19 protein-coding genes and 1 pseudogene are annotated in these 25741 nt (G+C 73.0%); 7 read left to right on the top strand and 13 right to left on the bottom strand.

The genetic code is table 11. From position 1 onward, the window contains the following. Positions 1–748: 748 nt before the first annotated feature. The 3 genes and pseudogenes from ACFZDE_RS04795 to ACFZDE_RS04785 form a co-directional block, all read left to right on the top strand. Positions 749–1585, top strand: coding sequence for a helix-turn-helix domain-containing protein (locus tag ACFZDE_RS04795; RefSeq protein ID WP_391197375.1), 837 nt, complete (start codon positions 749–751; stop codon positions 1583–1585). Between the two features lie 80 nt (positions 1586–1665). Further along, positions 1666–2142, top strand: coding sequence for a cupin domain-containing protein (locus ACFZDE_RS04790; RefSeq protein WP_391197373.1), 477 nt, complete (start codon positions 1666–1668; stop codon positions 2140–2142). Then, positions 2139–2228, top strand: a pseudogene (locus tag ACFZDE_RS04785) (SGNH/GDSL hydrolase family protein); the annotation flags it as partial. The gene ACFZDE_RS04790 and the pseudogene ACFZDE_RS04785, both read left to right, overlap by 4 nt. Positions 2229–2329: 101 nt before the next feature. Here the strand turns inward: ACFZDE_RS04785 and ACFZDE_RS04780 are convergent. Next, complete coding sequence (locus tag ACFZDE_RS04780) at positions 2330–4084, bottom strand: protein kinase (RefSeq protein WP_391197371.1); 1755 nt, start codon at positions 4082–4084, stop codon at positions 2330–2332. Between the two features lie 272 nt (positions 4085–4356). Here ACFZDE_RS04780 and ACFZDE_RS04775 point away from each other — a divergent pair, with 272 nt between their 5' ends. The 3 genes from ACFZDE_RS04775 to ACFZDE_RS04765 all read left to right on the top strand — a co-directional run bounded on the left by ACFZDE_RS04775 (position 4357) and on the right by ACFZDE_RS04765 (position 8600). Further along, the gene (locus ACFZDE_RS04775; protein WP_391197370.1) at positions 4357–5067 is read left to right on the top strand and encodes a GntR family transcriptional regulator; all 711 of its coding nucleotides are present in this window, start codon (positions 4357–4359) and stop codon (positions 5065–5067) included. 207 nt (positions 5068–5274) lie between these two features. Then, positions 5275–6735 (top strand): hypothetical protein, encoded by a 1461-nt coding sequence (locus ACFZDE_RS04770; protein ID WP_391197367.1) that lies wholly within the window; start codon positions 5275–5277, stop codon positions 6733–6735. Beyond that, positions 6732–8600, top strand: coding sequence for a GMC family oxidoreductase N-terminal domain-containing protein (locus ACFZDE_RS04765; protein ID WP_391197365.1), 1869 nt, complete (start codon positions 6732–6734; stop codon positions 8598–8600). Before ACFZDE_RS04770 ends, ACFZDE_RS04765 begins: the two co-directional genes overlap by 4 nt. Positions 8601–8648: 48 nt before the next feature. On the opposite strand, the gene ACFZDE_RS04760 is transcribed toward ACFZDE_RS04765, so the two are convergent. From ACFZDE_RS04760 to ACFZDE_RS04705, 12 genes are all read right to left on the bottom strand, one after another. Further along, entirely contained in the window at positions 8649–10256 is a 1608-nt protein-coding gene (locus ACFZDE_RS04760; RefSeq protein ID WP_391197363.1) for an AMP-binding protein, read from the bottom strand. Next, entirely contained in the window at positions 10253–10918 is a 666-nt protein-coding gene (locus ACFZDE_RS04755) for a 4'-phosphopantetheinyl transferase family protein (protein WP_391197361.1), read from the bottom strand. Before ACFZDE_RS04755 ends, ACFZDE_RS04760 begins: the two co-directional genes overlap by 4 nt. Next, positions 10915–12033, bottom strand: a complete 1119-nt coding sequence (locus tag ACFZDE_RS04750; protein ID WP_391197359.1) for an acyl-CoA dehydrogenase family protein — start codon at positions 12031–12033, stop codon at positions 10915–10917. The genes ACFZDE_RS04755 and ACFZDE_RS04750 overlap by 4 nt, the downstream gene beginning before the upstream one ends. Further along, complete coding sequence (locus ACFZDE_RS04745) at positions 12026–13201, bottom strand: acyl-CoA dehydrogenase family protein (protein ID WP_391197356.1); 1176 nt, start codon at positions 13199–13201, stop codon at positions 12026–12028. The genes ACFZDE_RS04750 and ACFZDE_RS04745 overlap by 8 nt, the downstream gene beginning before the upstream one ends. Beyond that, positions 13198–13464 carry a phosphopantetheine-binding protein gene (locus tag ACFZDE_RS04740; RefSeq protein WP_391197355.1) on the bottom strand — a complete coding sequence of 89 codons (267 nt, stop codon included), beginning with the start codon at positions 13462–13464 and terminating at the stop codon, positions 13198–13200. Before ACFZDE_RS04740 ends, ACFZDE_RS04745 begins: the two co-directional genes overlap by 4 nt. Positions 13465–13562: 98 nt before the next feature. Next, on the bottom strand, positions 13563–14708 hold the full coding sequence (locus ACFZDE_RS04735) for a phosphopantetheine-binding protein (protein WP_391197354.1): 1146 nt from the start codon (positions 14706–14708) through the stop codon (positions 13563–13565). Positions 14709–14761: 53 nt separating this feature from the next. Then, a complete protein-coding gene (locus ACFZDE_RS04730) occupies positions 14762–15475 on the bottom strand; it encodes a maleylpyruvate isomerase family mycothiol-dependent enzyme (RefSeq protein WP_391197353.1) in 714 nt (237 codons plus the stop codon). After that, positions 15472–16824, bottom strand: a complete 1353-nt coding sequence (locus tag ACFZDE_RS04725; protein WP_391197351.1) for an aminotransferase class I/II-fold pyridoxal phosphate-dependent enzyme — start codon at positions 16822–16824, stop codon at positions 15472–15474. The genes ACFZDE_RS04730 and ACFZDE_RS04725 overlap by 4 nt, the downstream gene beginning before the upstream one ends. Next, positions 16821–18203 (bottom strand): KamA family radical SAM protein, encoded by a 1383-nt coding sequence (locus tag ACFZDE_RS04720; RefSeq protein ID WP_391197348.1) that lies wholly within the window; start codon positions 18201–18203, stop codon positions 16821–16823. Before ACFZDE_RS04720 ends, ACFZDE_RS04725 begins: the two co-directional genes overlap by 4 nt. Next, complete coding sequence (locus tag ACFZDE_RS04715; RefSeq protein WP_391197347.1) at positions 18203–19867, bottom strand: carbamoyltransferase C-terminal domain-containing protein; 1665 nt, start codon at positions 19865–19867, stop codon at positions 18203–18205. The genes ACFZDE_RS04720 and ACFZDE_RS04715 overlap by 1 nt, the downstream gene beginning before the upstream one ends. Before the next feature lie 28 nt (positions 19868–19895). Continuing rightward, entirely contained in the window at positions 19896–22349 is a 2454-nt protein-coding gene (locus ACFZDE_RS04710) for an ATP-grasp domain-containing protein (RefSeq protein ID WP_391197344.1), read from the bottom strand. 57 nt (positions 22350–22406) lie between these two features. Continuing rightward, the gene (locus ACFZDE_RS04705; protein ID WP_391197341.1) at positions 22407–23645 is read right to left on the bottom strand and encodes a condensation domain-containing protein; all 1239 of its coding nucleotides are present in this window, start codon (positions 23643–23645) and stop codon (positions 22407–22409) included. A gap of 310 nt (positions 23646–23955) precedes the next feature. Here ACFZDE_RS04705 and ACFZDE_RS04700 point away from each other — a divergent pair, with 310 nt between their 5' ends. Beyond that, complete coding sequence (locus ACFZDE_RS04700; RefSeq protein ID WP_391197338.1) at positions 23956–25731, top strand: AMP-binding protein; 1776 nt, start codon at positions 23956–23958, stop codon at positions 25729–25731. Positions 25732–25741: the final 10 nt, after the last annotated feature.

The raw sequence follows: 25741 nt of genomic DNA, 5'->3' as shown, positions 1-25741 counted from the left end.
GCGGGGCAGGAAGAGTTCCAAGAGGTGCTGCCGCGTCGGCCCACTGCTGGCGGTCGAGCGGTACCGACAGATCGCGTCCGCTACTGGTGCGATCGGGGCTTCACAGTGCCGATCGCGGCCACGGCCTCGGCCAAGTCCCTCAGGGACCTTTCGGGATTCAATGCGCGCACGACCTCTTCGGTCAGCGGACGGCCGGCCATCACGTGCTCGGTCGCGTCCCCGGCAGCGGGTGACTCCTCCCGCACCTGCGGGCCCATGCCGTACGTGAGGACCCTGGGCGCAGGGTCGATCAAGTCGGTGCACAGCTCCCACGCATCGTCGCGGCCGTTCCCCGCCCAGTCCGGGACCGTGAACTGGGCCGTTTGCCGGGCCGTGTCCGACGGAAGACGCCACGTCACCGCCGAGAGGTGCTCAGCATCACCGGAACAGCCCCGCGTTCGTGGTCCTGCTCGTCGTATTCGCCGTGCCAAACGCAGTGCCGCAAACCCTCGGGGATCTGGGCCAAGATGTCTCGCCACACATCCTCCACATAACGGCGCCCCCACTCGCGCATCCTCAGGACATGGCCGCCATTGCCGGGGCAGTCCGGTCCGGCAATTGCTGGCCGCGCCCGCCTGGCCATGCCCGGTGCCGCATACCGGGTCTCCGCGGTACGACGACGGAAGCTGCGGCGAGCTCTGGGCAGCGGTAGTGGCGACAGTTGAATACACGAGCCCACCAGTGGACCGCCGGTTCGTACACTGCGAGGGTGGGAGACCATACGGACACCAGCATCTGTGCACGTCCGGCGCCCGCCTTACGGCGGTACGTCGGCTCGTATGTCGGTTTCGATCTTCGTGGGTTTCCGGCGGGGGTGCACTGCGGTCCGCCGGGCCGCATGCTCACCGCGGTGATCAGTCTGTCCGGCCCTTTGGAGGTGGCGGCGGGCGTCGACGACGGGTCACCGGTCACCCGATTCGGCAGTGTGGCCGGCGGTCTGATGCGCCGGTCCGTCGCGATCCACCACGACGGACGCCAGGAAGGCGTGCGGGTGTCGCTGACACCGCTCGGGGCCCGGGCCGTCTACGGCATGCCCGCCGCTGATCTCGCCCACCGACTGGTCCCGCTCGACGAGCTTTTCGGAGCGCTCGGTGTAGAGCTGGTCGACCGGCTCCGCGCGGCGACGACATGGGCCGCGCGGTTCGCCGCGCTGGACGAGTTGCTCCTGCGAGCCGTCGGCCGCAGCGCCGGCGGCGACCCCGTGGCCCGGGTGCGCCCCGAGGTGGCCGAGGCCTGGCGCCGGCTCGTGGCCGCGCGGGGCCGCGTCCAGGTTGAGCGGGTCGCCGCGGAACTGGGCTGGAGCCGTCGGTACCTCACCGAGCGATTTCGGGGTGAGGTGGGCCTGTCGCCGAAGGCCTTCGCCCGGGTTCTGCGCTTCGAGCACGCGCACGAACTGGCCACCACGCACGACCCGCTTCCGTGGGCCGATGTGGCGACCCTCTGCGGCTACGCCGACCAGGCCCATCTCGTCCGGGACTGGAGCGAGTTCACGGGCCGATCGCCGACGGCGTGGCGGCGCGGCGAGGTCCTGCTCCAGACCGGGTAGTCGCCGACCGGCCGCCCGCCTCGGGTTCCGTTCCCTTTCCTTCAAGACCACCCCATTGCTGTCCTGTGACGATCGTCGGCATGAGACTCGTCAATCACGAACCCAACGCCATCGACCTGCGGACGACCCCCGTGCACCTCGGGCTTGGGTCGAGAGCGAAACCCGTCGAGGGCTTCGCCTGGGACCCGGAGGTGCTCCATGCCTACAGCGCCGCGGTCGCGGCGGACGGCGCCGAGGGCAGGATAGTGACGATCTTCGACGGCGACGGCCTCGACGACCATTGGGAGCGCCACCCCGCCGGCGACGAACTGGTCGTCTGCCTCAGCGGGTCGGTGACGGTCACCCGCGATGGGGACGGAGTGCCCGACCGGGTTGTGCTCGGGCCGGGCGAGGCCACCGTCAACCCGGCCGGGACATGGCACGCGGTCGACATGACGGGGCCGGCGTCCATCCTGACCATCACCGCCGGCCTCGGCACCGATCACCGCCCCCGGACCGAAGCCCGCCCTCCCGAGCACGCCGAGCACGCCGGCACGCCCGGTCCGCGAACACCGTGACGACCCGTGTCGCGTGCCTCGGCGACAGCCTCACCCGCGCTCACCTCAGCGTCGACCACCTGGACCTTCTTCCCTACCGGGACCCGACGCCCGCGGCGAGCGTCAGCGTCCTCGTCCGGTCGGCCGTATCGTCGGGTGCTCCCCGCACGGTCATGTTCAGCAGGCGCTGCTTCTGGCGTTCGGGAGATCAGTCCTGGGCCGGCATGACCCGGGTCACCTTGCCCTTGAGGTCGGCGTCCAGGTAGCCGGTGACGTGCTCGTCGGCGAGATAGACGGCCAGTCCCAGCGGGGTGCCGAAGGTGTCGTCCGCAGGGCGGACCAGGACATAGCGCGTGGTCGGCCGCTGCACGTTCAGGTCCTTCTCCGCCCGCTTCAGCAAGGGGGGAAGGACGTCCCAGTCGAAGTCGTCCAGGCTGAAGGGGCGTTCGCCGCCGATGAGCGCGCTGCTGATGATGCCCTTCCTGACGCCTTCGCCCGGGCGGTAGGTGTAGCTGTCGTACTTGGTGTCGCTGCCCTTGACCATGATTTCCGCGGACACATAGCCCGGGTAGACGGTGAGGTCGCAGGCCCGGTCCGTGCCGGTCGCGGCTTTGATCTCCTTCACCGCCGTCCGGATGCCGTCCGGGGTCAGCAGGTCCGTCTTGGCGTCGGCTTGGGGCACCGATGCCGTCCTGGACGCTCGCGGCGGTGCGGAGGCCGGGTCCTTGGCGGCGGTCGAGGCCGAGGCGGTCGCATCGGCTGCTTTGGCGTCGTCGTTCTGCTCGCCGTCGGGCATCAGGGTCCACGTCAGGACTGCTGCCAGTACGGTCGCGGCGACGGAGGAAGCGATCGTGATGCGGACTTTGGTCCGATTTCCTGGGCGTGGCCGCGTCGGCCGGGTGGGGCCCATCGGATAGGGGGTCGGGGCGGGGGTCGACGGCCCGGCGGGGCCGGGCGCGGGGTCCTGCGGTCCCGTGGATCCGAAGCCGGTCGGCGGGCCGAAGCCCACGGGCGGTCCGAACACGGCCGGCACCGAGGGTGTGGGGGTCGACACCGGCGGAGGGGCCAGCCGGTACGAGGTGGCCGCGCCCGCCCCGTCGAGAGCTCCGGGAGCCGCGCCGCGGCTTTCGGCCGCTTCGGCGAGCATGCGCTCCGCGGTCTCCGCGTCCGCTCTGCGCGCCGGATCCTTGACGAGCACGGCGTTCAGGAAGCCGGTCAGCACTCCGGCCCGCAGGGGCGGCGGAAGCTCCTCGCTCAGGACAGCCGCGAGCGTCGCGAGGGTGGTTCCCCTGCGCAGCGGGTGCTGTCCTTCGACGGCGACGTACAGCATCATCGCCAGCGACCACAGATCGGAACCGGGGCCGCCCTCGCCGCCGGTGACGCGCTCGGGCGCCATGAAGTCGGGTGTGCCGATGATGGATCCGGTCAAGGTCAGAGAGGTCGACTCCCTGATGGCCGCGATGCCGAAGTCGGTGAGGACGGGACGGCCGTCGGGGCGCATCAGGACGTTGGCGGGCTTCACGTCCCGGTGCTGGATGCCGACGTCGTGCGCGGCGCGCAGTGCGGCCAGCACCTCGCGGCCGAGCCGGGCGGCCTCGACGGGCTCCAGCGGCCCCTGGTCGAGCCGGTCCTGGAGCGATCCCCCGGTCACCAACTCCATGACGAGCCACGGGTAGGTGTAGGCGTCGGTGTCGACCACGTGGTGGATCGTGACCACGTTGTGGTGGTCGACGCGGGCGAGCGCCCGTGCCTCGCGCAGTACCCGGGCCCGGAGCATGGCAGCGCCGGCCGGATCGTATTCGGCGAGTCCAGGATCGGAGGGCCGTACTTCCTTGAGCGCCACGTCCCGGTCGAGGACGAGGTCGCGCGCCCGCCACACCATGCCCATACCGCCGCCGCCGAGCCGCCCTTGCAGTTCGAAGCGCCCGTCTATGACCCGTCTGCCGGATTCCCCGTCGTTCATGGCCGGGAGCCTACGGGATGCGTGGGGCCCGGCCCCGGGGAGGTGCGGGGCACTGTCCCGGTGGTGGCATGCTCATCGGCGGGGCGGTGTCGTCCGGTGACGGGAACGCTGCGCGCGGCCCGTCCAGGTCATCAGCCCAGGACGTACCCTGGCGACCGCCGAGGCGCGGCTTGACGGTGGGAAGCCCGCGCTGATCGACTGCCTGCGAAGATTCGACACCCGGTCCCCGGTCTCGCCGGTGTGAGCGCGGACCGAACCGAAGGAGTGCGGCCATGCCAGCCGAAGCGATCGTCCGCCAGTCCGTCGTCGACCTCCTGGAAGAGCGCCTGCGCACGGACATCCTGGACGGCACCCACCAGCCCGGCTCCCTGCTCCCGTCCGAGCGTGAACTCGCCGCGTCCTACGGCGTCACCCGCACCACCCTGAAGCACGCCCTGTCCCGGCTGGAGCAGGCGGGCCTGCTCCGCACCCGGCACGGTGTGGGGACGAAGGTGCTGGACTTCCTCAGGTCCGGTGGCGTCGACCTCCTTCCGCTGCTGGTGGGACAGGACGGCCGGTGGCTGTCGGACGTGTTCGAGGCCCGCCGCGCGATCGGCGGACTGATCGCGCGCAAGGCCGCGTCGCAGTGCGGCACCGCGCAGGGCAGTCGGCTTCGGGCCGCGGTGGACAGGGTGGGCGAGGCACCGGACCCGGCCGGCGCCCAGCTCGCGGAGGCCGAGGTGCACCGGGAACTGGCCCGCACCACGGGCAACCGTGTGTATCTGTTGCTCACCAACACGCTGCTCAACGCGTATCTGCCGGTTCGCCATGCCATGACCACCCCCTTCGCGGACCCGGCGGTCGCCGCGGACCGCATCCGGCAGGTGGTGGAGCCCGTCGTGAACGGCCGGACGGAGGAGGCCGGGCGCGCCGCCGAGGCCTATCTCCAGTTGACCGCCGAGGAGATGACCGCGGATCTCGTCCGGCGCAAGCCCCGGAAGTGACGCCGGCGCGACCGGGCAGCACCTGAGTCGCGGACGAGGCCGGGGACTTGACCTACGAGAGGTGGGCTGGTTCTCTGCCGTCAGTGGATGAGCCACTCAGCCAGTGAACCACTGACTCGCGGGGGCTCGTCGTGACCTCCGCGGTCTCCCTACGGCTGCCTCAAGCGCCGGGCGGCCCGGACGATTCGGAGAGGAAGGGTGCCGCACATGGCAGCACGCCGGGGAGCGCGCTTCGCGGAGACCATGACGGGCAGGCTGCGGCTCGACACCGCGGGGGGTGGGAGCCGGCCCGTGAGGCTCGACCTGCGGGTCGGCGCTTCCGGCCCCCTCCGCCTCCACGGAGCGACAACCGCTGTCGTCACGGGCCGCGTTCGCGTCGATGGTTGGGCCGACGACCTCCACGCCTCCGGGCACATGCTCATCGCCCCGCTGTCCCGGGGCCGGATCGACTACCACGTGCGTTTCACGGCCCTGGACGGCCAGGAGTACGTCCTGGAGGGCCACAAGTCCCCGACCTGGCGCAGTCCGCTGCGCTCCATGACGGTCCTGCCGATCCGCCTGCGGCCGGCCGGGGACACGTCCGGCCGAGAGGGCTCGGGCTCCCTCTGCTCCGGCGGTGAGGGCCGGTTGCGGTTCCGCCTGCGCACCCTGCCGTCATTCGCGGCGAGTTGGCGCTTTCCCGCATCCGCCGACTTCGCCGAGTCTCTCACCGCCGCCCGCCAGGGCCGCCTGAACGTCTGGTACAGCACCTTCACCGATCCGAAGACCGGCACCGGATTCTGGCTCCACCACGAGCTGGTGCGTCCGGTGAACGGCACGCCCTACACCCATGGTTGGGCCGCGGTGTACAGGCCGGACAAGCCTCCCGTCATCGACCGCTTCGGCCCCCATGTGCTGCCGGAGAGCCCGGCCTCTTCGGCCGGGGACGGCGACGGCGCCCTTCCTGCGTCGGCGGGCTTTCACTCCCCGTCCGCCGTCGCCACCGCGCACGAACTGCGCGGGAGGACGCAGCAGTTGGCCTGGGACCTCCGGGTGGCCTCGGATTCAGCGCCCCTGCGCACCTTCCCCCGGATGGCCTGGAAGCGCCGGGTGCTCCCCGCCGTGCACGTCGTTGCGCAGGCACAAGCTCGTTACCGCGGGACCGTGTGCCTCGACGGACAGACGCTGCCGCTGGCCGACGCCCTGGGTGCCAGCGCCCGTATCGCGGGCCGGGGCAACGCTCACCGCTGGGCCTGGCTGCACGCCGATCTGGACGAGGACACGGTTCTTGAGGTGGTGGTGGCCGTCTCGGGCCTGCCGCTGCTGCGGCACCTTCCGCCGCTGGTGTTCCTGCGGCTGCGCAGAGCGGGACGCGACTGGCCGCGCGGCGATTGGCGCAGCTCACTGGGCATCATGGGGATCGGACGGTTCCGGGGAACGCTCCGGCTGCCGGCCTGGACGGTGCGGGGCCACGCCGGAGGGCGCCGGATCGAGGTACGGGTGCATCTGCCCGAGGAGAGCCGGACGGCAGTCGGCTACACGGACCCGGACGGCAGCAAGGCCACCTGTCACAACAGTGAGCGGGCCGACGTGCGGGTCTGCCTGGAGCAGTGGCGGGACGGCGGGTGGCAGCCCGAACAGGTCTGGGACGTGCGGGGCACCGCACACGCGGAGGTGGGGCTGCGATGAGCACGGTTCACGGCCGGGCACTGTCGGCGGTGCTGCTGGATGTCGGCGCGGACGCACACCGTCCCGAGTGGGAGGGGCAGGTGCCGGAACGGCTGCACCGCTTCATGGCGTCCCTGCCTCCGCACCTCCGCACGGGTCTGCACGCCACGGACATGGCACTCGACGGGTTCTCCGTCCTCACCACGGGCCGGCGGGCGCACAGTCTGCCGCCGGACACCAGGGCACGGCTCCTGCGGCGGCTGACCCGGCTGCCTGGATTCGCCACTCTGATGGACAGCGTGAAGATCCCGCTGTTGCTGGCCGCGGGGGCGAGCCGGCACGGCTCCCGGCCCGTCAGGCCCGTCGTCCGGGCCGATCCCCCGCTGGACATCCGCCCGTCGTCCGACTGGCCCGACGAGCAACGCGCCGACGCCGTGGTGATCGGTTCCGGCGCGGGAGGTGCCGTGGCGGCGCTGACCCTCGCATCCTCGGGGCGTTCGGTCGTGGTCCTGGAGGAGGGACGGCACTTCTCGACGCGGGAACTCGCCTCGCGGCCGCCCCTGGACCGGTTCGCCGACGCCTACCGGGACGGCGGCGCCACCCTCGCCCTCGGCCTGCCACCCGTGCTGCTGCCACTCGGCCGGGCCGTCGGCGGCACCACCCTGGTCAACTCGGGCACCTGCTTCCGCACACCCCCTCAGGTACTGGACCGATGGCAGCGCAGCCACGGGGTCGAGCTGGCGGACCCCGCCTCCTTCGCCCGCCACATGGACCATGTGGAGAAGCTGCTCGGCGTGGGTGTGCCCGATCCGTCCGTCCTCGGGCGCAACGGCGGGCTGGCGCTGCTCGGTGCCGGACGCCTGGGCTGGTCCGCCGCTCCCCTGCGCCGAAACGCCATCGAGTGCGGGGGATGCTGCGAATGCGTCGCCGGCTGCCCGAGCGGGGCCAAACAGGCGGTGCACCTGTCGGTGCTGCCCGCGGCGTGCGCGGCCGGCACCCGTATCGTCACCCGCGCCCGGGCCACCCGCATCGTCACCGAGCACCACGCGGGCGCCCGACGCGCCGTCGCGGTGGAGGCGATGCGTCCGGACGGTACGAGCTTCACCGTCAGCACCGGTCTCGTCGTCACGGCGGCCGGAGCCCTGCACACCCCGGCCCTGCTACGGCGCTCGGGGCTGGCGGAGCATCCACGGCTGGGCCGCAATCTGGCGATCCACCCGGCCGTCAGCGTCGCCGGGCGTTTCGCGGAAGCCGTCACCGGTCCTGATGCGGGACCCAACATCCTGCAGAGCGTCGGGGTCGACCAGTGGCACGACGAGGGCATCCTCATCGAGGCGACCGCCGCGCCTCCCGGCATGACGTCCTTCGTCCTCCCGCACCTCGGCAGGGAACTGAGGCGCGAGCTGGACGACGCCGGAAAGCTCGGTCTCCTCGGCGCGATGGTCTCGGACCGCTCCTCCGGACGCGTACGCGGCACGCGCCACCCGATCGCCTCCTACACCCTCCACGCCGAGGACGGTCACCGCCTCCTGAGGTCCATCACCCACATGGGACGCATCCTCTTCGCCGCGGGAGCGCGCGAGGTCCTCACCGGCATCCCGGCACACCCGTCGGTCACCTCGCCCGCGGATCTCGACGACGTCGTCCGCCGCACCGGTCGCCGCCGTCTCCACCTGTCGGCGTTCCACCCCACGGGAACCGCCGCGCTCGGAGCGGACGGCCGGCACTCCCCCGTGCGCCCCGACGGGCGACTGCGCGGAACGGAAGGGGTGCTCGTCGCCGACGCGTGCCTGCTGCCGTCGTCGCCGGGTGTGAACCCTCAGATCACCATCATGGCGCTCGCGCACGCCGTGACCGAGCAGGCCGTCCGCCGCGACGGGGGATGACAGGGCGCCCGCCGCCTCCGGACTCGCACCGGCTTCGGGCCTCTTCGGTCACCCGGGATGTCCTGGCAACGGTGCTCGATCGGTGGCGAGCAGTCGCCTGACGGCTTCCCGGTCGGTCTTGCCGTTCGGTGTCAGGGGTATGGCGGCAACGGCCGTCAGACGGGCGGGGATCATGTAGGGCGGCAGGGTTCGCCGGAGCGCGGTACGGGGGTCCGGGGCGGGTTCGTCGGCCGGTGTGCCGTCCATGCCGGTGTGGACCGCCGCGAGTTCGGTACTGCCGTCCGGGGTCGGCAGGGCGATGACGACCGCGTCGAGGATTCCGGGCAGGGCGCGCAGGGCGGCTTCGACTTCGCCGAGTTCGACTCGGTATCCGTGGATCTGAACCTGCTGGTCGACTCGGCCGAGGTGGACCAAGGGGGTGGACGGGGGCAGCGGCCCGTCGGTGCCGGGTGGGCCGGTCAGGGTGCCCACGCGGTCGCCGGTGCGGTACCAGTGGGCGTCGGTCAGTGGTGTCGCCGGGTCGTGGGGTGTGCCGTCGGGCGTGAGGAAGCGGCCGCTGTTGTCGGCCGGGTCGAGGTATCCGGCGAAGCGCTGGGGGCCCCGTACGCAGAGTTCGCCGTCGTGGAGCCTGCCCTCCAGGGAGGGGTGGAGGGTGCCGATGGGAACGGTGCCGTTGGCGGGCCGGGGCCAGGACGCGGCGTGCGGGGGCAGTCGGTGGCCGGTGCACGTGATGGTCAGTTCGGTGGGGCCGTAGGCGTTGTCCACCGTGCTGTGTTCGGCGGCCAGTGTCCAGGCGTGGGCCTGACGGAGCGTCAGCGGCTCGCCGCAGAACATGCTGCGCCGCAGGCTGGGCATGCTGCCGGGCTTCAGCGCCCGCAGTCGTTGGGCGAGCGTGATGACGGAGGGTACGGAGTTCCAGTGGGTCAGGGCTCGGGTGGCGGCGTACCGGACGGGGCGCAGGAGGTCGGCGCGGGTAGCGGGGACGAGGGTGGCGCCCGTCCCCCAGGCGGCGTACAGGTCCAGGACCGAGGGGTCGAAGGTGAGGTCGAAGGTCTGCGAGAGGCGGTCGCCGGGACCGGGCCCGTAGCGGGGGACGGCGTGGGCCAGGTAGGCGCATGCGTTGCGGTGGCTGACGGGCACCCCTTTGGGGGTGCCGGTGGAACCTGAGGTGAACAGGATGTAGGCCAGGTCGTCGGGTGTGGCCGGGGAGGCAGGCAGAGCGGGTGGTGCCGTGGCGGCGAGGATGTCCAGCGCCGTGGCGGTGAGGGTGACGACCGGGGCGGGGAGGCGTTCGGCGTGGTCGCAGGAGCCGTCGGTGAGGACGACGTCGAGGTCCGCGGCCGCGGCGATCCTGAAGTTGCGGGCGTGGGGGAAGCCAGGGCCCAGGGGGACGACGGTGGCGCCGAGGCGTTGCACGGCGAGATACCCGGTGTAGGCGACGGTGGTGCGCGCGGCGAGCAGGCCGATCCGGCGTGGGCGGTTGCCCGGGGTGAGGTCCAGGAGGTGGGCGGCCACCTGGTCGGCGCGGGTGGCGAGTTCGCCGTAGGTGAGCCGGGTTGCGCCGAGTTCCAGGGCTGTCGCCCGGGGGAAGGCCGCGACGGTCCGCGTGAACCAGTCGTCGAGGGTGTGTCGTGGGTCTTGCGGCACATGGGTCACGCGTCGCGTCTGCCTTTCGCGAGAGGGCGGGCGGGTGTGGGGGTGGCGGGGTGGGCCGGCGGTCCGGACCGGCCGTAGGCACAGCTGAGGGGGATGTCGGAGAGTTCGCGCAGACAGATCCAGCGGTAGGCGCCCCAGGTGCCCGTGCGTCGGCCGGGCGGCACGTCGATGTCCCAGGGGCGGCCCGCCAGTCCGGTACCCGCCGCCTTCACACACGCCTCCTGCGCGGTCCACACCCAGGCCACCTCGCGTGCCGCCCGTGCCGGTGGCAGGGCCAGGACCGCCGGGGCGTGGGAGCGCAGCAGCCGCCGGGCCAGCACGGGACCGGCCGTGTCCGAGGGGTGCTGCAGGTCCACCCCGGTGGGCCGGTCGGGGGCGAACGCGCAGGCTGTGACGCCGTCGCTGTGGGAGATGCTGATGCCGGCCCGGGGGAACCCGGCGAGGCGGGGCCGGCCTCGCCGGTCCGGGACGATGACGGCGCCGGACATCGCTGGTGCGACCGTGTGCAGCAGGGCCCGCAGCAGTCCCCGGCCGCGCAGGAACCGCTGGGCCCGCCAGGCGGGCAGGGCGGCGGCCCGGCTCAGGTCGTCGGGGTGGGTGCTGGGCCGTCCGGCGCCGGTCAGGACCCACACGCCGTCGGCGGCCTCGAAGGGCGCTGTCACCAGTCCACGTCCTTGCGGCCGAGGTCGTCCAGGAGGCGTTCGGCACTGTCGGCGACCGTGTCCAGGACCACCTCGGTCGCCCCGCCGCCGATGCCGAACAGTGCGGCCTGGGCCCGGATCTCCTGGATGCCGCCGTCGGCGAAGCCGGCCGCACCCCACAGCTGGGCGCACTCCGCGAGGACCTGGGGGACGGTGACCCCCGCGGCGGCCTTCAGCGCGGCCGCTGCCGGCAGGTCGTGGCGCCGGGCCACTTCGGGCGCCCACCGGTCGGTCAGGGCGCGCAGTTCCTGAACCCGCACCAGGCAGGCGGCGAAACGCTGCCGCACATGGCCGAGACTCCACAACGTGCCCTCGCCGTGCGCCCGGTGTATCAGTCGGTGCCGAGTGTCGGCCAGTACCCGCCGGCACAGGGCGACGCCCCACAGGGCGCCGGCCAACCGCTCGACGGCGATGTGCCGCGCGAAGACCGGCAGTCCGAGCCCGGCCCGCCCCACCACGTGGCTCCGGTCCAGGCGTACGCCGTCGAACGACACGTGTCCGGTGCCCGCGCCGGCGTACAGGCCGCTGGGTGCCGGCCGAATCGTCGTCCCGGGCGTGTCCGCCGGTACGAGGATCCAGGTGAAGTGGGCGAAGTGCCGGCCGGGTCGGTGCCGGGCGAGCACGAGGAAGGACTCGGCGGTGGTGGCGTTGGTGATCCATTCCTTCCGGCCGGTCACGGTGACGGCGTCCTCCTCGACCGTGACCTCGGTGCGCAGCGCCGTCAGGTCGGTGCCGGGCGTGGTGTCGGTCGCGGCCAGGGCGAGCGTGGCCCGGCCGTGCAGCGTGCGGTGCAGGCAGCGTTCCACCACGGCTCCCCCGCCGGTGGCCAGGACGGGCAGGGCGGTGGCGAGCTGCACGCTGGCCGACAGTGTGGCGGGGACGGACCAGCGGGCGTCGATCGCGGCCAGGAGGTCGGCGAGCCCGTCGGGGTCGACGCCGTCGCGGACGCTTCCGCGGTAGGCGCGGGCGAGGTGTCCGGCCCGGCCGAGAGCGGCCCACACCTCGGCGCCGGTGGCGGACGCCGGTGGCTCGGCCGGGCCGGGCAACGCCGGGCCGGGCGGAGGCAGTTCAGGCAAAGGTGACTCCCTGGTCGCGCAGGGCCAGCCGGCCGTCCGCCAGGTGGAGGCGGTCGTTGTGGTAGTTGAGGGTGGCCGAGCGCAGATCCCGCACCGCCAGTTCCAGCCGGGTCGGAGAGTCCTTGAGGTAGCCGTGCCGCAGCCCGACGGCCTCGACCAGGTCGTCCACGGCGGCCAGGCACTGCTCCGACGCCGTGATCTTCAGGGAGTTGAGCAGGAGCTGCCGCGGCGGCCGGGACAGGTCCGCTGCGGATTCGACGGCTGCCAGCGCCTGTTGAAGCAGCGCGTGGACGGCGTCCAGCCGCTGCCGGGACCGGGACAGGCGGGTGAGCAGCAGTTCGGAGGTCACGTCGAAGCGCTCGCGGCCGGCCGGGCTGCGCAGCATCCGCAGGACCCGTGAGAGCGCGCCGGCGGCGGTGCCGAGCCAGGCGGCGGACCAGCCGAGGTGTGCGAGCGGACCGAACACGTCCGCCGCGATCTCATGGAACCGGCCCGGGGGCCCCACGATCTGGTGGGCCGGGACGCGTCCGGTCAGCCTCAGCGGCACACTGTGGCTGGCGCGCATGCCCATCGGCTCCCAGTCGCCCGCCTCCTGGATCTTCAGCTGGTCACGACCGGCGTAGACGAGGGACACCTCGTGCTCGGTGGCGTCTCCCGGGGCGCGCATGGTGACGAGGAAACCGTCGGCGTGGGCGCCGCCGGTGACGACCGGTGCGAAGCGGTCGATGTCGAGCAGTGAGCCGCTGCCGGCCAGCCGGGAGTGGGCCGTGGTCAGGTGTCCGCCCTTGCCGGCCTCGGTGGTGACGGAGGCGAGGTAGAGCTCGCCCGAGGCGACGCGGGGCAGCAGCTCCGCGGCCAGGCGCGGGCCGGCGTAGCGGACCAGGGCGGCGCTCTGCTGGCAGTGCATGGCGAAGACCATGGCCACGGACATGTCCGCGCGCCCCAGACTCTGAGTCGCCGTCACGAGGTCGCGCACCCCACCGCCGAGTCCGCCGTGCGCGGTGGGCACGAGCAGCCCCAGGAGTCCCGTGCCGCGCAGCGCGGCCAGTGCCGCCACGGGGAACACGGCGTGGTGGTCGGCGTGTGCGAGATGTGCCTCGGTGGCGTCGATGACGTCGGTGAGCCGGGTGTTCAGATCCGGCACGGCGTGGGCGCTCACCGTGTTCACGCCGACCCCCGGGCGTTGTCGCCGTCGGGCAGCTGGGCGGCGACGACGCGCCACAGGTTGCCGGCGGTGGCGAAGGTGGTGTCGTTCATGTCCTCGTCCGGCAGTTCGATGCCGAAGGTGTCCTCCAGGCGGAAGAGCAGCTCGATCGCCTGCATCGAGTCGACGCCGAGCCGTCGCAGGTCGGTGTCGCCGGTGATGGTGATCTCTTCGGGGCCGGCGTGCTTGAGGAAGGGGCGGAGCAGTTCGGTGAAGCGGGCGTCCATGACGCGGCGGTTCCTTTCGGTGTGGGATCTGCCGACGAGGGGGTGGTGGCCGCCGGTTCGGGGTGCACCGGCATTGGGCCGTCCGGGTGCGGCGGTCGTCAGCGACGGGCGAGGCGGCACAGGTCGTCGATGTGGCGGAGTCGCTCGGGGACCAGCTCGTCGGCGTCCAGTTCGCGGCCGAGTTCGCCCTCGACCCGCTCGACGATCTCCACCAGCCGGAAGGAGCTGAAGGAGCTGAAGGAGTCAAGGGCGGCGCCGGGCCCCAGGTCCCGCGCCGGAACGCCCAGGACGTCGGAGACGATCCGGGTGATCATGCGGTGCAGGTCCGGGTCCAGGGGATGGCCGTCGTCGCTCTCCGGCCGCGGCGGCTCCGTGCGGTCCGCGGCGAAGACCTGCCGGTCGGCGGTGAGCAGCTCGTGGAGGCGGTCGGCCGTGCCGGGCGGTTCGGCCCGCCCGCGGACGACCCGGCGGTGAGCGAGGTAGGTGTGCTCGACCAGTCTGTCCCACGCCGCCAGATGGGCGTGCTCGGCGTCGCTCTCCCCCGCCCGGCCGGCGCACTGCGCGCGGTACGCGGCATGGAGTCTGCGGGCACGCGCCAGCAGCCAGGTCTCCTTGGAGAGTTGCTCGAGCGCGCGGACGCGGTCCGGCCACCCGGCGTACGCGGTGACGTAGGGCTCCGGGTCGTAATCCGTCACCGTCGGCGGCTGCGGCCGGGGCTCGGCCGGTGCGAAGGTGATCAGCTCGGCCGTCTCGAAACTCGACAGGTCGGCTGTGGTCAGCACATGTCGGCCGGGGACCGCGGCGCCCCACCGGGTCTCGATGCGGTAGGCGTCGGTGACGTGCCATCCGGCGGGGCCGACCGTGAGGAGGAAACTGTGCTCCATATGGCTGTTGCCGTGGTAGGGAAGCCACGGCAGGTGGAAGCTGTCGGCGACGACGTAGTGGACGCCGGTCTCCCGGGCTGCTTCGGCGAGGAGTTCGGGTGGGGTCAGGTGCGCCCGGCGGACCGGGTGCAGTCCTGCGAGGGGGGCGTCCGTCGCCAGCCGTGACTCCAGCGTGGGGTCGGCCGTCGGCAGGCCGTCGGGCAGCGGTCGCAGGGGAAGGTCCAGGCGGGCGCCCAGGCGGAGATGGGTGCCGGGGCCGTGGAAGTGGTCCGCGAGCACGGCCAGGTTGACTTGTATGCAGTCGAGCCAGGCGGTGCGGATGTCGTCCAGGGGCAGTGCGGTGGGCGGGGTGGTGGGCATGTCGGTCGCTGTCCTCGGTCGGTCGTGGTGGCGCGGGTCGGGCGCCTGGGCGGTCAGATCCAGGGGGGCAGCGTGGGCAGGCCCTGGGGTGCGTGCAGGGCGTCGCCGCTGCCGCGGCCGCTGAACCAGGCGAGCAGATCTCCCGGTGTCCCGGACACCTCCGAGCCGCCGCGGCCGAAGCGGGCCAGCTCGGTGCCGTCGGTGGTCCGCACGGTGAACGGGGGCACCCCGTCGGCTGCGGAGTAGTAGCCGATGACGTCGGCCAGCACGATGTCCAGGGCCGTCGGTGGAATGTCGGAGACTTCCCGGCCGACGTCCAGGTCGACCAGGTGCAGGGCGAGTTCACGCAGCCGGATGACGAGGATGCGGCGTGGTGTGCACACCTCGCCGGTGAACGGCACGACGACGGCGTCCCAGGCCGGTGCGGGCAGCGTCTCCACGGTGTGCTGCCAGTGCGCGGCGCTGTCCCGCACCCGGGCGACGAGGTCGGCGGCGGGCAGCCGGGCTCCCCTCTCGATGTCGGCGTCCCGGGCGGTGCGGCTGGTGTACTGCGGGGTTCGGACCCCGGTACGCGCCCAGGTCAGAAGCCTCTCCAGGGCGGGCGCCTGGGCGGCGAGGTGACTGAGTACGTGGGCGCGGGTCCAGCCGGGCAGCCGGGAGGGCGCGCGCACGTCCGCCTCGCCGAGGCCTTCCACCGCGCGCAGTAGGCGGTCGGCGGCGCCGGTCAGCTCGTGGAAGGCCGCGGGGCCCGGGCTGATCTCCTTCATGGGGCGATCTCCGAGAGGTCGTGGGCCGGCGCTCGCCGGCCGGTGAGGCGGGCGAAGGCGCCGGCGATGCGGGCGAGGCGCTCGGCGATGTGCGGCAGGCCCACCGGGTTCTCGGCGGCCAGGGCCTGCCGCTGTTCCTCCTCGTCGCCGTAGAGCAGACTCGTCGCGGCCTTGAAGCGCAGCGCCCGGGGGTCGTCGCCCAGGAGGTGGCCGGCCAGTACGACGACGCCGGACTCTTCCAGGAGCCGGCGGGCCAGCGAGTCGGAGTCTGTGACGCCGCGGGCGGCCAGCTCCCGGCGGAGCGGGGCGAAGTCCGGGTAGACGTAGAACGCGCCGGTGGGTGGCCGGCACTGGGCCCCGGCGCCGACCGCGATCCGGTGCACCGCGCGGGCCACCGCGCCGTGGAGCCGGGCGGCGTCACGCAGCCGGGCGGCGACGTCCGGCGGTTCGGCGAACGCGTAGGCGGCGACGTCCTGCATGGGGCCCGACAGCGTCGACCACAGCTCGCTGGCGGCCGCCACCACGCCGTCGTGCAACCGCCGTCCGAGGTCGCCCCGGGGGAAGCGGGCGGCGCCGATGCGCCAGCCGCCCAGGCCGAGGCTCTTGGACAGGCCGGTGGTGACCACGGTGCGGTCGGGTGCCACCTCTGCGGGACTGAGGAACGGGGTGGCCGACGGGTCGTGCAGGACGTCCCGGTAGATCTCGTCCGAGACGATGAGGAGGTCTTCGGCATGGGCGAGGGCGCACAGTTCCCGCACCAGACTCGGTGACGCGAGCGTGCCGGTGGGGTTGTCGGGCAGCGTCAGGATCAGCAGCCGTGGCCGCAGGCCCTCCGCTCGGGCCCGGGCGAGGGTGGTGCGCAGCGCCGCGGGTTCCGGCACGCCGCCGCAGGAGGCGGGCACGGGGACGCCGATGGCCCGCTTGCCGGCGAGGGCGGCCTGGGGGGCGTAGGTGTTCCAGGCGGGTGCGGGCAGCAGGACGTCGCCGGGGACGGTGAGCTGAAGGGCCATCAGCAGGGGTTTGCTGCCGGGTGCCAGGACGATCCGGTCGGCTTCGGTGGGCAGTCCGCGGCGTGCGAAGTATCCGGCGACCGCGTCACGGGCGGTTTCCCGGCCCGCGACAGGGCCGTAGGCGGTCCGGTGGGCACCGGCCGTGAGCGCGTCCGCGATCCCCGGGAGCAACGGCAGCCGGGCCTCGCCGAACGCCAGGTGGACCAGTGACTCGCCGGCGGCGCGGCGGTCGCGGACCAGCTGGTCGAGGGCGAGATTGGGCGAGGGCGGGAGTTCGGGCAGGGCGGGCACGTGTGGCTGGTGCGCCAAGCGGCTTACACGCTGGGTGTGGCTGTTCATGAGGCCGTCGGCTCCTGTGCGGCCGACGGGTGTGCGGCCGGGTCCGCCGCACGCGTCCCCGCCGCGGTGGGCACGCCCCGCAGGGCGGCGGTCAGGTCGGGCGGGGCCGCCGGGTCGACGCGCAGGTCGTCGAGCCAGGCCGCGTGCGGGTCGAAGGGGGCCCGGAAGGGGCGGCCCACCAGGGCGGGGTCGCGAGCCTGGAGCATGCGCAGCTGGAAGAAGGAGCCCTCCGGCGTCCGTTGTACGCCGTCCACGACGACCTTGCCGGGCGTCGCCGACATCACCGGGCCGCGCACGGTCCGGGCCAGACCCGGCAGCGTGCGGTAGGCCGCCTGGAAGATCTCCACCGCACGGGCCAGCGGCACCTTGAAGTACTCGTGCGGGCCGGTGTCCCGCTCCACGAACAGGTAGTACGGGACCGCGCCCGCCGCCAGTTCGGCCCGCCAGAGGGTGCTCCAGGTGGCCGGGTCGTCGTTGACGTGGGCGATGAGGGGGGCCTGGCAGTAGACGACCGCGCCGGTCGCGCGGATCCGTCGCAGCGCGTGCCGCGCGGGCGCGGTCTCCAGCTCACGCGGATGGCTGAAGTGGGCCATCACGGCCAGCTGTTTGCCTGCCGCCACCACCTGTTCGAACAGGCGCAGGACGTCGTCGGCGTCCTGGTCGGTGGTGAAGCGCTGGGGCCAGTAGGCGACGGACTTGGTGCCGATGCGCACCGTGGCGACCGATTCGACGCCGAGCAGCGGTTCGACGTGGCGGCGCAGCCGTTCGGTGCTCATCACCATCGGGTCGCCGCCGGTGACCAGCACGTCGCTGACCTCGGGGTGTGCTGCCAGGTAGGCCAGCAGACCGGTGGGATCGGGGGCGGCGAACCTGAGGTCGGCGTCCCCGACGAACTGGGCCCAGCGGAAGCAGTAGGTGCAGTACGCGTGGCAGGTCTGTCCCTGGCCGGGGAAGTACAGGACGGTCTCGTGGTACTTGTGCTGCAGTCCCGGGAGGGCGGTTCCTTCGTGCTGCGGCACGTTGTACCGCTGCTGGCCCGAGGGGTGGGGGTTGAGGCGTGCCCGGATGTCGCCGACGAGTTCGCGCAGCAGCAGCCGGTCCCCGGGGTCCTCGGACAGTTTGCCGAGTTGTTCCTCGTCGGCCGCGTCGAGCATGCCGTGCTGCGGGAACGTCAGCTGGAACAGCGGGTCGTCAGGTACTCGGTCCCAGTCGACAAGGTGGCTGAGGACGTACTCGTTGACCCGGAAGGGCAGCACCAGTGACAGACGGCGCACGGTTTCGCGGATCTGGTCGGGGACCCCGAAGCGGGTGGCGATGTCGTCCAGGTGCCGTGGGCCGTAGGCCCGGAACCGTTCGGTGGCGGGGAGGGCGGCGGCCATCAGCCCGCACCTCCCGCCGGGCTCTTCTTGCGGTACAGGGCGTCGCCCAGCACGAGGAAGTCCAGGTTCATGGCGCGGAACGCGGACAGCGCGTCGCCCGCCGTGTCGACGATGGGCTCGCCGCGGTCGTTGAAGGAGGTGTTGAGCAGCACCGGGGGCGCGCCCTGGGCGTCGAGGGCGTCCAGGACCGCGCCGACGGCCGGAGCCTCGTCGGCGTGCAGGACTTGCGGGCGGGTGGTGCCGTCGACGTGGACGACGCCCGGCGCCGTTCGGCGGCCCAGCTCGGTGGCGCGGGCGGCGCCCAGCATGTACCGGCTCAGGTGTTCCTGCTGCTCCCAGAGGCGGGCCCCGTAGCCGGGTCGGGTGACACCGGCGAAGGGCCGCCACTGTTCGCGGTTCTTGATCGTGTTGACGCGTGTGGTGACCGCCGGGGTGTCCGGTACGGCGATGATGGAGCGCCGGCACAGGGCCCGGGGGCCGACTTCGGCGCGGCCCTGGGCGACCGCGCCGATGCGGCCGTCCAGCAGCAGCGCGGTCAGGTGGTCGATGTCCAGGGGCGTGCGGACCAGGTCCGTGGTGTCGGCCGTGTCCGCCGTGCCGGTGGCGATGTCGCTGCCGAGGTAGGGGCTGAGCGGGGCGGTGCGGGAGACCGGCGGGCACACCGACCAGGCGGCGCCGAGGGCCACTCCGGCATCGTGCGGTACCGGCGGGATGTAGAGCGGGCCGGGCAGGGTGCCGTTGGTGGAGCAGTTCAGGGCGACCCCGCCGCTCATGCACAGCTCCTCGACCCCGGCGGCCTTGCGGGTCTGTGCGGCGAGGTGGGTGACGGCCTCCTCGACGACGCGCTGCGCGGTGTAGGCGACGAGCACCGCGCGGGGGTCGTCGGCGAGCCGGTCTTCCGGTGCGTGGGGGCCGTCAGCTCCGGCGATGCGGCGGTAGTGCGCGCGCCACCGGCCGACGACACGCTCGTACTGTTCCTTGATCTCCTCGGCGCCGGCCCGGCCGGTGTTCTCCGGCAGCGGCTCGACGGCCAGTGCGAAGTCGTCACCGCTCGTCTCCACCAGGGTCTCGGTGCGCACGCCCCGGGCCCGGCCGTAGGCGGCGAGCCCCATCGTCTTGCCGGCGTTCAGGTGGGAGAAGCCCAGCCAGGTGGAGGCGGCGTCGTAGGCGTAGCCCAGGGAGGCGGTGCGCTGCCACGATCGTTCGAGTCGGGGCGGCCGGCCCTCCTCGTAGGTCCAGATGCTCGACGACTCGTTCTCGCCGTGCCCGTCGACCACCAGGACGCCGGCCTTGCGGAAGGGCGAGGCGTAGAACGAGGAGGCGGCGTGCGCCCGGTGGTGGCCGACTCGGACCACCTCGGGCAGGCGGTGCCCGAAGTCGAGGCCGACGGCGTAGGCGAGGAACTCGGCGTCGTCCCGGAACCGGCCCGGGTGGAGCTGGTGGTCGTCCCAGCCGATGGCCACCACGTCGATGTCGGCGGCGTCGATACCGGCCCGCGCCAGGCACATGCGGGCCGCGCCCGACGGTTTGCGGTACAGCGAGTGGCGCCGGCGGTTGAGGCGTTCCTCCTCGGAGAAAGCGACGATCCGGCCGTCGCCGTCGATCAGGCAGGCCGCGGTGTCGTGCCGGCCGGCCGGTGGCGCGTTGACGCCCAGGATCCACATGATCGGGCAGCTCCTTCGTGGTGGGTGGTCAGACGGAGAGCGGTGCGAGTGCGTACCGCACGGTCCGCTCGGCGCGGTCCAGGGTCGCGGCGCAGTGCCCGGGGGTGTCACCGACGGCGACGAGGGCGGCGAGGCGGGGCACGATGCCGTGGGGCGGCAGTCGCAGTTCGGTTCCGGGCGGGGCGAGTTCGACGGCTTCGGCGATGCCGGGGACGGCGGCGGCGGCCGTGACGTCCAACTCGCGCACGACGGCGTCGTGGCCCGGGTAGAGGAAACGGACCTCGGCGCACCGCTCGTATCGCGGGTGCGGTGAGGGGGTCCGGCCCAGGGCGAGATCGGCGGCGGCCGCCACCTGGTCCACGCCGGTGGCGAGGCGGCCGAGGAGCGGTATGAAGTCGCCGCCGAGCCGTCCGTTGACCTCGACCACGCGCGGCCCGGACGGGGTCAGACGCACCTCGCTGTGGGTGATGCCGGTGCGCAGACCGAGCGCGGTGTGCGCGGCGGTGACCACCCGCTCCACGTCGAAGGCCCAGGGCTCGTCCCGCCAGGGAGCGACGAGATGCCCGGTCTCCTCGAAGTGGGGTGCGAACCCCAGGCGTTTGCGGGCCACGTTGACGACGTGTACGACGCCGTGGTCGACGGCGCAGTCCACGCTGATCTCGGGGCCGGTCAGGTACTCCTCGACGATGGCGCCGTCGAGCCTTTCGATACCGGGGAAGGCGGAGGTGGTGGCTCGTTCGAAGGCGTGGACCACCTCGTGCGGGCCGGTGGCGAGGGTGACGCCGATGGACCCGGCGAGGCCGCGGGGTTTGACGACGACGGGCAGGCCCAGCTTCTGGGCGGCCCTGAGCGCCTCGTCGCGGTCGTGGACGTGGTGGAAGCCGGCGGAGGGCACGCCTGCCGCGGCCAGGGCCTGGCGGGTGGCGAGTTTGTCGCGGCAGTGGTGTACCGCCTCGGGACTCAGGTGCGGCAGCCGGAGACGCCGTGCGACCTCGGCGGTGGCCGCCAGGAGCGTCTCGTCCCAGGTGAGTACCGCTGCCGGCCCGTCGGTTCCGGCGAGCAGGTCGGCGACCGCGGCGGTGACGGCGCCGGGGTCGGAGGTGTCGGCGCACCGGAAGCGGTCGCCGATGTAGGGCCGTTGCCACTGCGGCGGGGCGGGTTGCACCAGTGCGGTCTCGACGCGCTCGGCCAGCGCCTCGAGGGCGTACCTGCGGTAGGGCGGGTTCCCGCAGCCCACCAGGACGATCCGGGCCGGGGCGTCGGCGTCGACCGGTGTGGCGGGCACGGATGTGTCGCGGGCGGTGCGGAGCACGGCCTCTTCGACCTCGCGGGTACTGGTGCCGGCGAACCGGAAGCGCGCGCCGGCGTGTTCGTAGCCGCCGCCCGTCAGCAGCCGGCCCGGGGGCGGAACGTCCTGGGTGTACGCCTGTTGGTCGGCCGGGAGCCGGACCGCTCGCACCCGGCAGGGTGTCGGCGTCGAGGGCGGCACCAGCAGCCAGCCGCCGACCCGGCCCGCCCGCGGTGGTGCGGCCGGGGTGGGGTCGGGGGCGCCGGTCTGGTGGGCGAACGCGGCGGCCATCAGGTCGATGCCGTGCACCTCCCGCCATATGAAGGGCACTTCGGCCCCGCCGGGCCGGGCCCCGAGTTCGAGGACGGTCAGGGCTCCGGTCTCGCTCTCGAACAGCTCCAGGTGGAACACGGAGCGAGACGGCAGCAGGGCGCTGGTGGCGGCGGAGGCCAGTTCGTGGACGCGGGACAGCGTGGCGGGGTCGTCGATCTCCACCGAGCCGAGGACCTGGCCGCCGGTGAATTCCAGGCAGGTGTTCAGATAGCGCGAGGCCCGCCAGACACCGAGCCGCCGCCCGGTGAACACGCCGTCGACGTGCAGGACCCGGTGCGGCACCCAGGGCTGGACGATCATGTCGGCCGTGGACGGGAAGGTGTGGTCGGCCAGTGCCTGCGGCGAGTCGAGACAGGTGACGCCCACGCTGGCGGTGCCCTGCCGTGGTTTGACCAGCACCGGCCAGCCGTGCTCGGCGGCGAACCGGGCGACGGCGGCGTGGTCCGGGGCGGCGGCGGTCGGCGGGACGGGGATCCCGGCGGCGGCCAGCCGCTCGGCCATCGCCAGTTTGTCCCGCACCGGCCGCAGTTCTTCGCTGCCCGGTCCGGGCAGGGACAACTCGTCGCGCAGGACGGCGGCCAGGTCCAGGTCCGTCTCCTGCAGTGCGACGATCCGCGTCGGTGGCCCGGACCGCTCGGCCAGCCGGTCCATCGCCTCGCGTACCGCCTTGGCGTTCTCGGTGCTGTCCACGACTTCCACACCGGCGGCTCGGGTCACGGGCAGGTGGCGCAGGGCCTGTTCGGTGGTGACGTAGCTGACGCGGTGGAGGGCGTGGTCGAGGTAGCGGGCGTATGCGGCGTAGCGGTCGGTCCACCGGTGCAGGACGACGACATGGCCGGGTTCGCGGGCGGAGCCGGGCACGAAACCTCCAGGGAGCACGGGCAAGGGCGCGGAGCGGGGGGCAGAAGTCGGCGGGGGTCAGGCGACGCTGAGCAGCGTGTCGTGCAGCTCCCCCAGCAGGGCGGCGCACTGCTCGCGGCCCATGTCACGGGCCACGAGCCGTACCGTCAGGCTGTGCCCGTCCTCCTGGGAACGGGCGTAGCAGCGTGGGCCGATGGTGGTGAACGGCGTCTCGAAGGAGACGGCCGGTTCCGTCCGGTCCTGGGTGTCCGCCCCTGTCGTACCGGGCCCGTCCTCGGGGGGCACGGCGACATGGTTGAAGGCACAGGCGGGTTCGGGAGCATGCGGCGTGCGCAGGCGCAGGGCGGCGACCGCGGTCACGTCGTGCATGCCGTGCCGCACGGCGCGCAGGCTGTTCCAGTGGACGGTGCGGGCCAGAGTGGGGAGGTCGGCGCCGGCCCCCTCCACCAGGGCGGGAACCCACTGGTTCATCGAGGTGACCGTGTCCTTCCAGCGTCCGGAGAACCGGTTGGCGCTCATCAGGTGCACCAGGAACGCGTCGCTGTCGCAGCGGTGTGCCACGGCGCGGACGTAGGCGGCCATGACGGCACTGGCGAGGGACACGCCGGCCCGGGCGGCCAGGGCCCGGGCCGCGGTCAGCGCGGGTGCCGAGCGCAAGGTGCCCTGCACCACCTCGCCCGCCGTGTCGCCGGTGTCCGGCAGGCGGGCTGCCGGAGCGCGGTCGAGCAGGCGCGCCCAGTGCTCCACGGCGGCTCGCTGCCGGCGCAGTCCAATCGGTCCGTGCTGTTCCGCGGCCAGATCCGCGGGCCCTGGTGCCGGTGTGCGGAGGCTTCCCGGTGCCGCGAGTTCCCGCAGGAGTTCGCGGTGCAGCACCTCCTGCGCCCAGGCGTCCGCCAGGATGTGGTGCTTGACGAAGACGAGGCGTGGCGGCCCCGGTCGACCGGTGAGGAGCCGGGCCCGCCAGCCGTGCTGCCGGCCGAGGTCGAAGGGTTCCGCGGCCGGTGCCGGGGCAGCGCCGTCGGCCGGGCCGACGGGGAGCACGAGCGGAGCCGTCCCGTCGGACACCCACTGCCGGGGTGCGTCGGGGTCCCGCAGGTCGTAGCGGGTGCGCAGGGAGGGGTGGCGGCGGACGAGGGCGGCCAGTGCGGCCCGTACCGCGTCGGGGGCCGTACCGGGTGGCAGGTCCCACTCGGCCACGTTGTTGGGCTCGTGGCGGCGGGACGGTGGGAGGTCTCGGATGTCGTGCCAGACCGAGAGCTGTCCCAGGGAGAGTGGTCCGGCGTCGGTCGGCTGCACGTAGAGCACTCCTCATTCCGTAATGCGGAAATAATTTTCCATTCGTGTCGGCCACAAGCTGCCACAATCTGTTGAAGTCTGTCCAGGGGCTTTCGCTGCTCGCGCATCAACGGGAGCTCCGCATCGAGCCGTTGAGGTCGATGAATCCCCGGCGGAGCAACGCGTGAGGGAGTGGCGTCGCACGGGCGAATGTGCCACAGTGAGGCCTCTTCGGAATTATGTTTCCGCATCGCGGACTTTCATCCTTCCCGCGAACGAGGTGTCCTCTGCCCTCGGAGCCCAGCGCCCCGGCACGGAAAGGAATCTGTCAGTGAGCCGACCGCCGGCCGTCAGCGCCGCGACAACCGGTGAGTTCCTCCACGACCTGCTGCTCGACCCGGCCCGCCACGACCCGGGCCACCCGGCCGTCATCGAGCCCGCCGAGCACGGCGACGCCACCGTCACCACGTACGCCGAACTGGTCCGCGCGGTGCACGCCTACGACGCGGCCCTGCGCACCCTTGGCCTTGAGCCCGGCACTCGTGTGCTGCTGGAGGCCGAGGCAGGCTCCGAGTCGATCGCCGTACTCCTCGCCTGTTCCCGCGCCGGACTCACCTTCGTGCCGGTCAGCCCCGAAACGCCCAGGGACCGGCTGCGAACCCTCATCGACACCGCCCGCCCGGCCTTGCACCTCCAGACGAAGGCAGGCCAGCGCGACGGCCTGCCCACCGGCCTCGGCACGGCACGCTTCGGCGGAGGGGAACTGGTCGTCGAACGCGCCCCGAGCGCACCCGCCCGGCGACGCCACATGCCCTGCGTCACCGACCCGGCGTACATCGTGTTCACCTCCGGCACGACCGGCCGCCCCAAGGGCGTCGTCATGAGCCACCGCGCCGTCACCGCGTTCTACCGCGGCATGCTGGCGCACCGCCTGTCCGCCCCCGGCGATCGGATCGCCAGCACCTCGCCCCTGCAGTTCGACTTCTCCCTGCTGAACATCGGACTGGCGCTGGGCGGCGGCGCCGCCGTCGTGCCCGTGCCCCAGCGGGTCGTGCGCTGGCCACGGCTCTTCCTGCGAGCCCTGCGCGACACCGGGGCCACGCACGTCAACGGCGTGCCCTCCGTCTGGCGTCAGGTCCTGCGCCACGAACCGGACCGCCTGGCCGCGCTCACCACCCTGCGCGGTGTCCTGTTCTGCGGAGAGGAGTTCCCCCTGCCGGAACTGCGCCGGCTCCAGCGACTGCGCCCCGGCATGCGCATCGTCAACTGCTACGGCGCCACCGAGTCGATGGCCGCCTCCTTCGAGGACGTGCCCGAACCCCTTCCGGGCGGCCTGGAGCGCCTGTCCATCGGCACGGCGCATCCCGGTGCCGAGATGATCCTCGTCGACGCCGCGGGCACCGTCGTGGACGAGCCCGGAGTTCCCGGGGAACTACACCTGCGCAGCCCCGCCCTCTTCTCCGGCTACTGGGGCGATCCCGCGGCGACCCGGGCCGCCCTCGTCCCCGACCCGCTCTGCCCCGAGTCGGGGCAACTCGTCCTGCGCACCGGTGACTTGGCAGTGCGTGGGGAGGGCGGCGAGTACTACTTCCTGGGGCGTACCGATTCCCAGGTCCAGATCAACGGAAACCGCGTCGAACTCGGTGAGGTCGAACGCCGTCTGCTGCAACACCCGATGGCCACTGCGGCTGCCGCGCTGCGACTGTCCCTGCCCGAGGGAGGCGGCTGCCTCGCCGCGTTCGTCGTCCCCGCGCGGGCCGTCGAGGACACCGGGGCGTCCGGTGGATCCGATGGATCCGATGGATCCGATGGATCCGATGGATCCGATGGATCCGATGGATCCGATGGATCCGATGGATCCGATGGATCCGATGGATCCGGTGGATCCGGTGGATCCGGTGGATGGGGTGGATCCGGTGGATCCGGTGAGGGTGACAGCGTCCGGGCGGACCAGGACATCGCCGCCGTCCTGCGCGACTTCTGCGCGCGCTCGCTTCCCGCGTACATGGTCCCGGCGGAGGTGCGTCTCCTGGACGCCTTGCCCGTCACGAGCAACGGCAAGGTCGACCGGGCGGCGTTGGCGGAAGAGGCCACCACCCGCGACTGACTCACCGCGC

The organism is Streptomyces sp. NPDC007929, from assembly GCF_042959065.1.
Lineage (GTDB): Bacteria > Actinomycetota > Actinomycetes > Streptomycetales > Streptomycetaceae > Streptomyces.
Note: the sequence above shows the minus strand (reverse complement) of the source record. Positions and strands in the feature narration are given on the sequence as shown.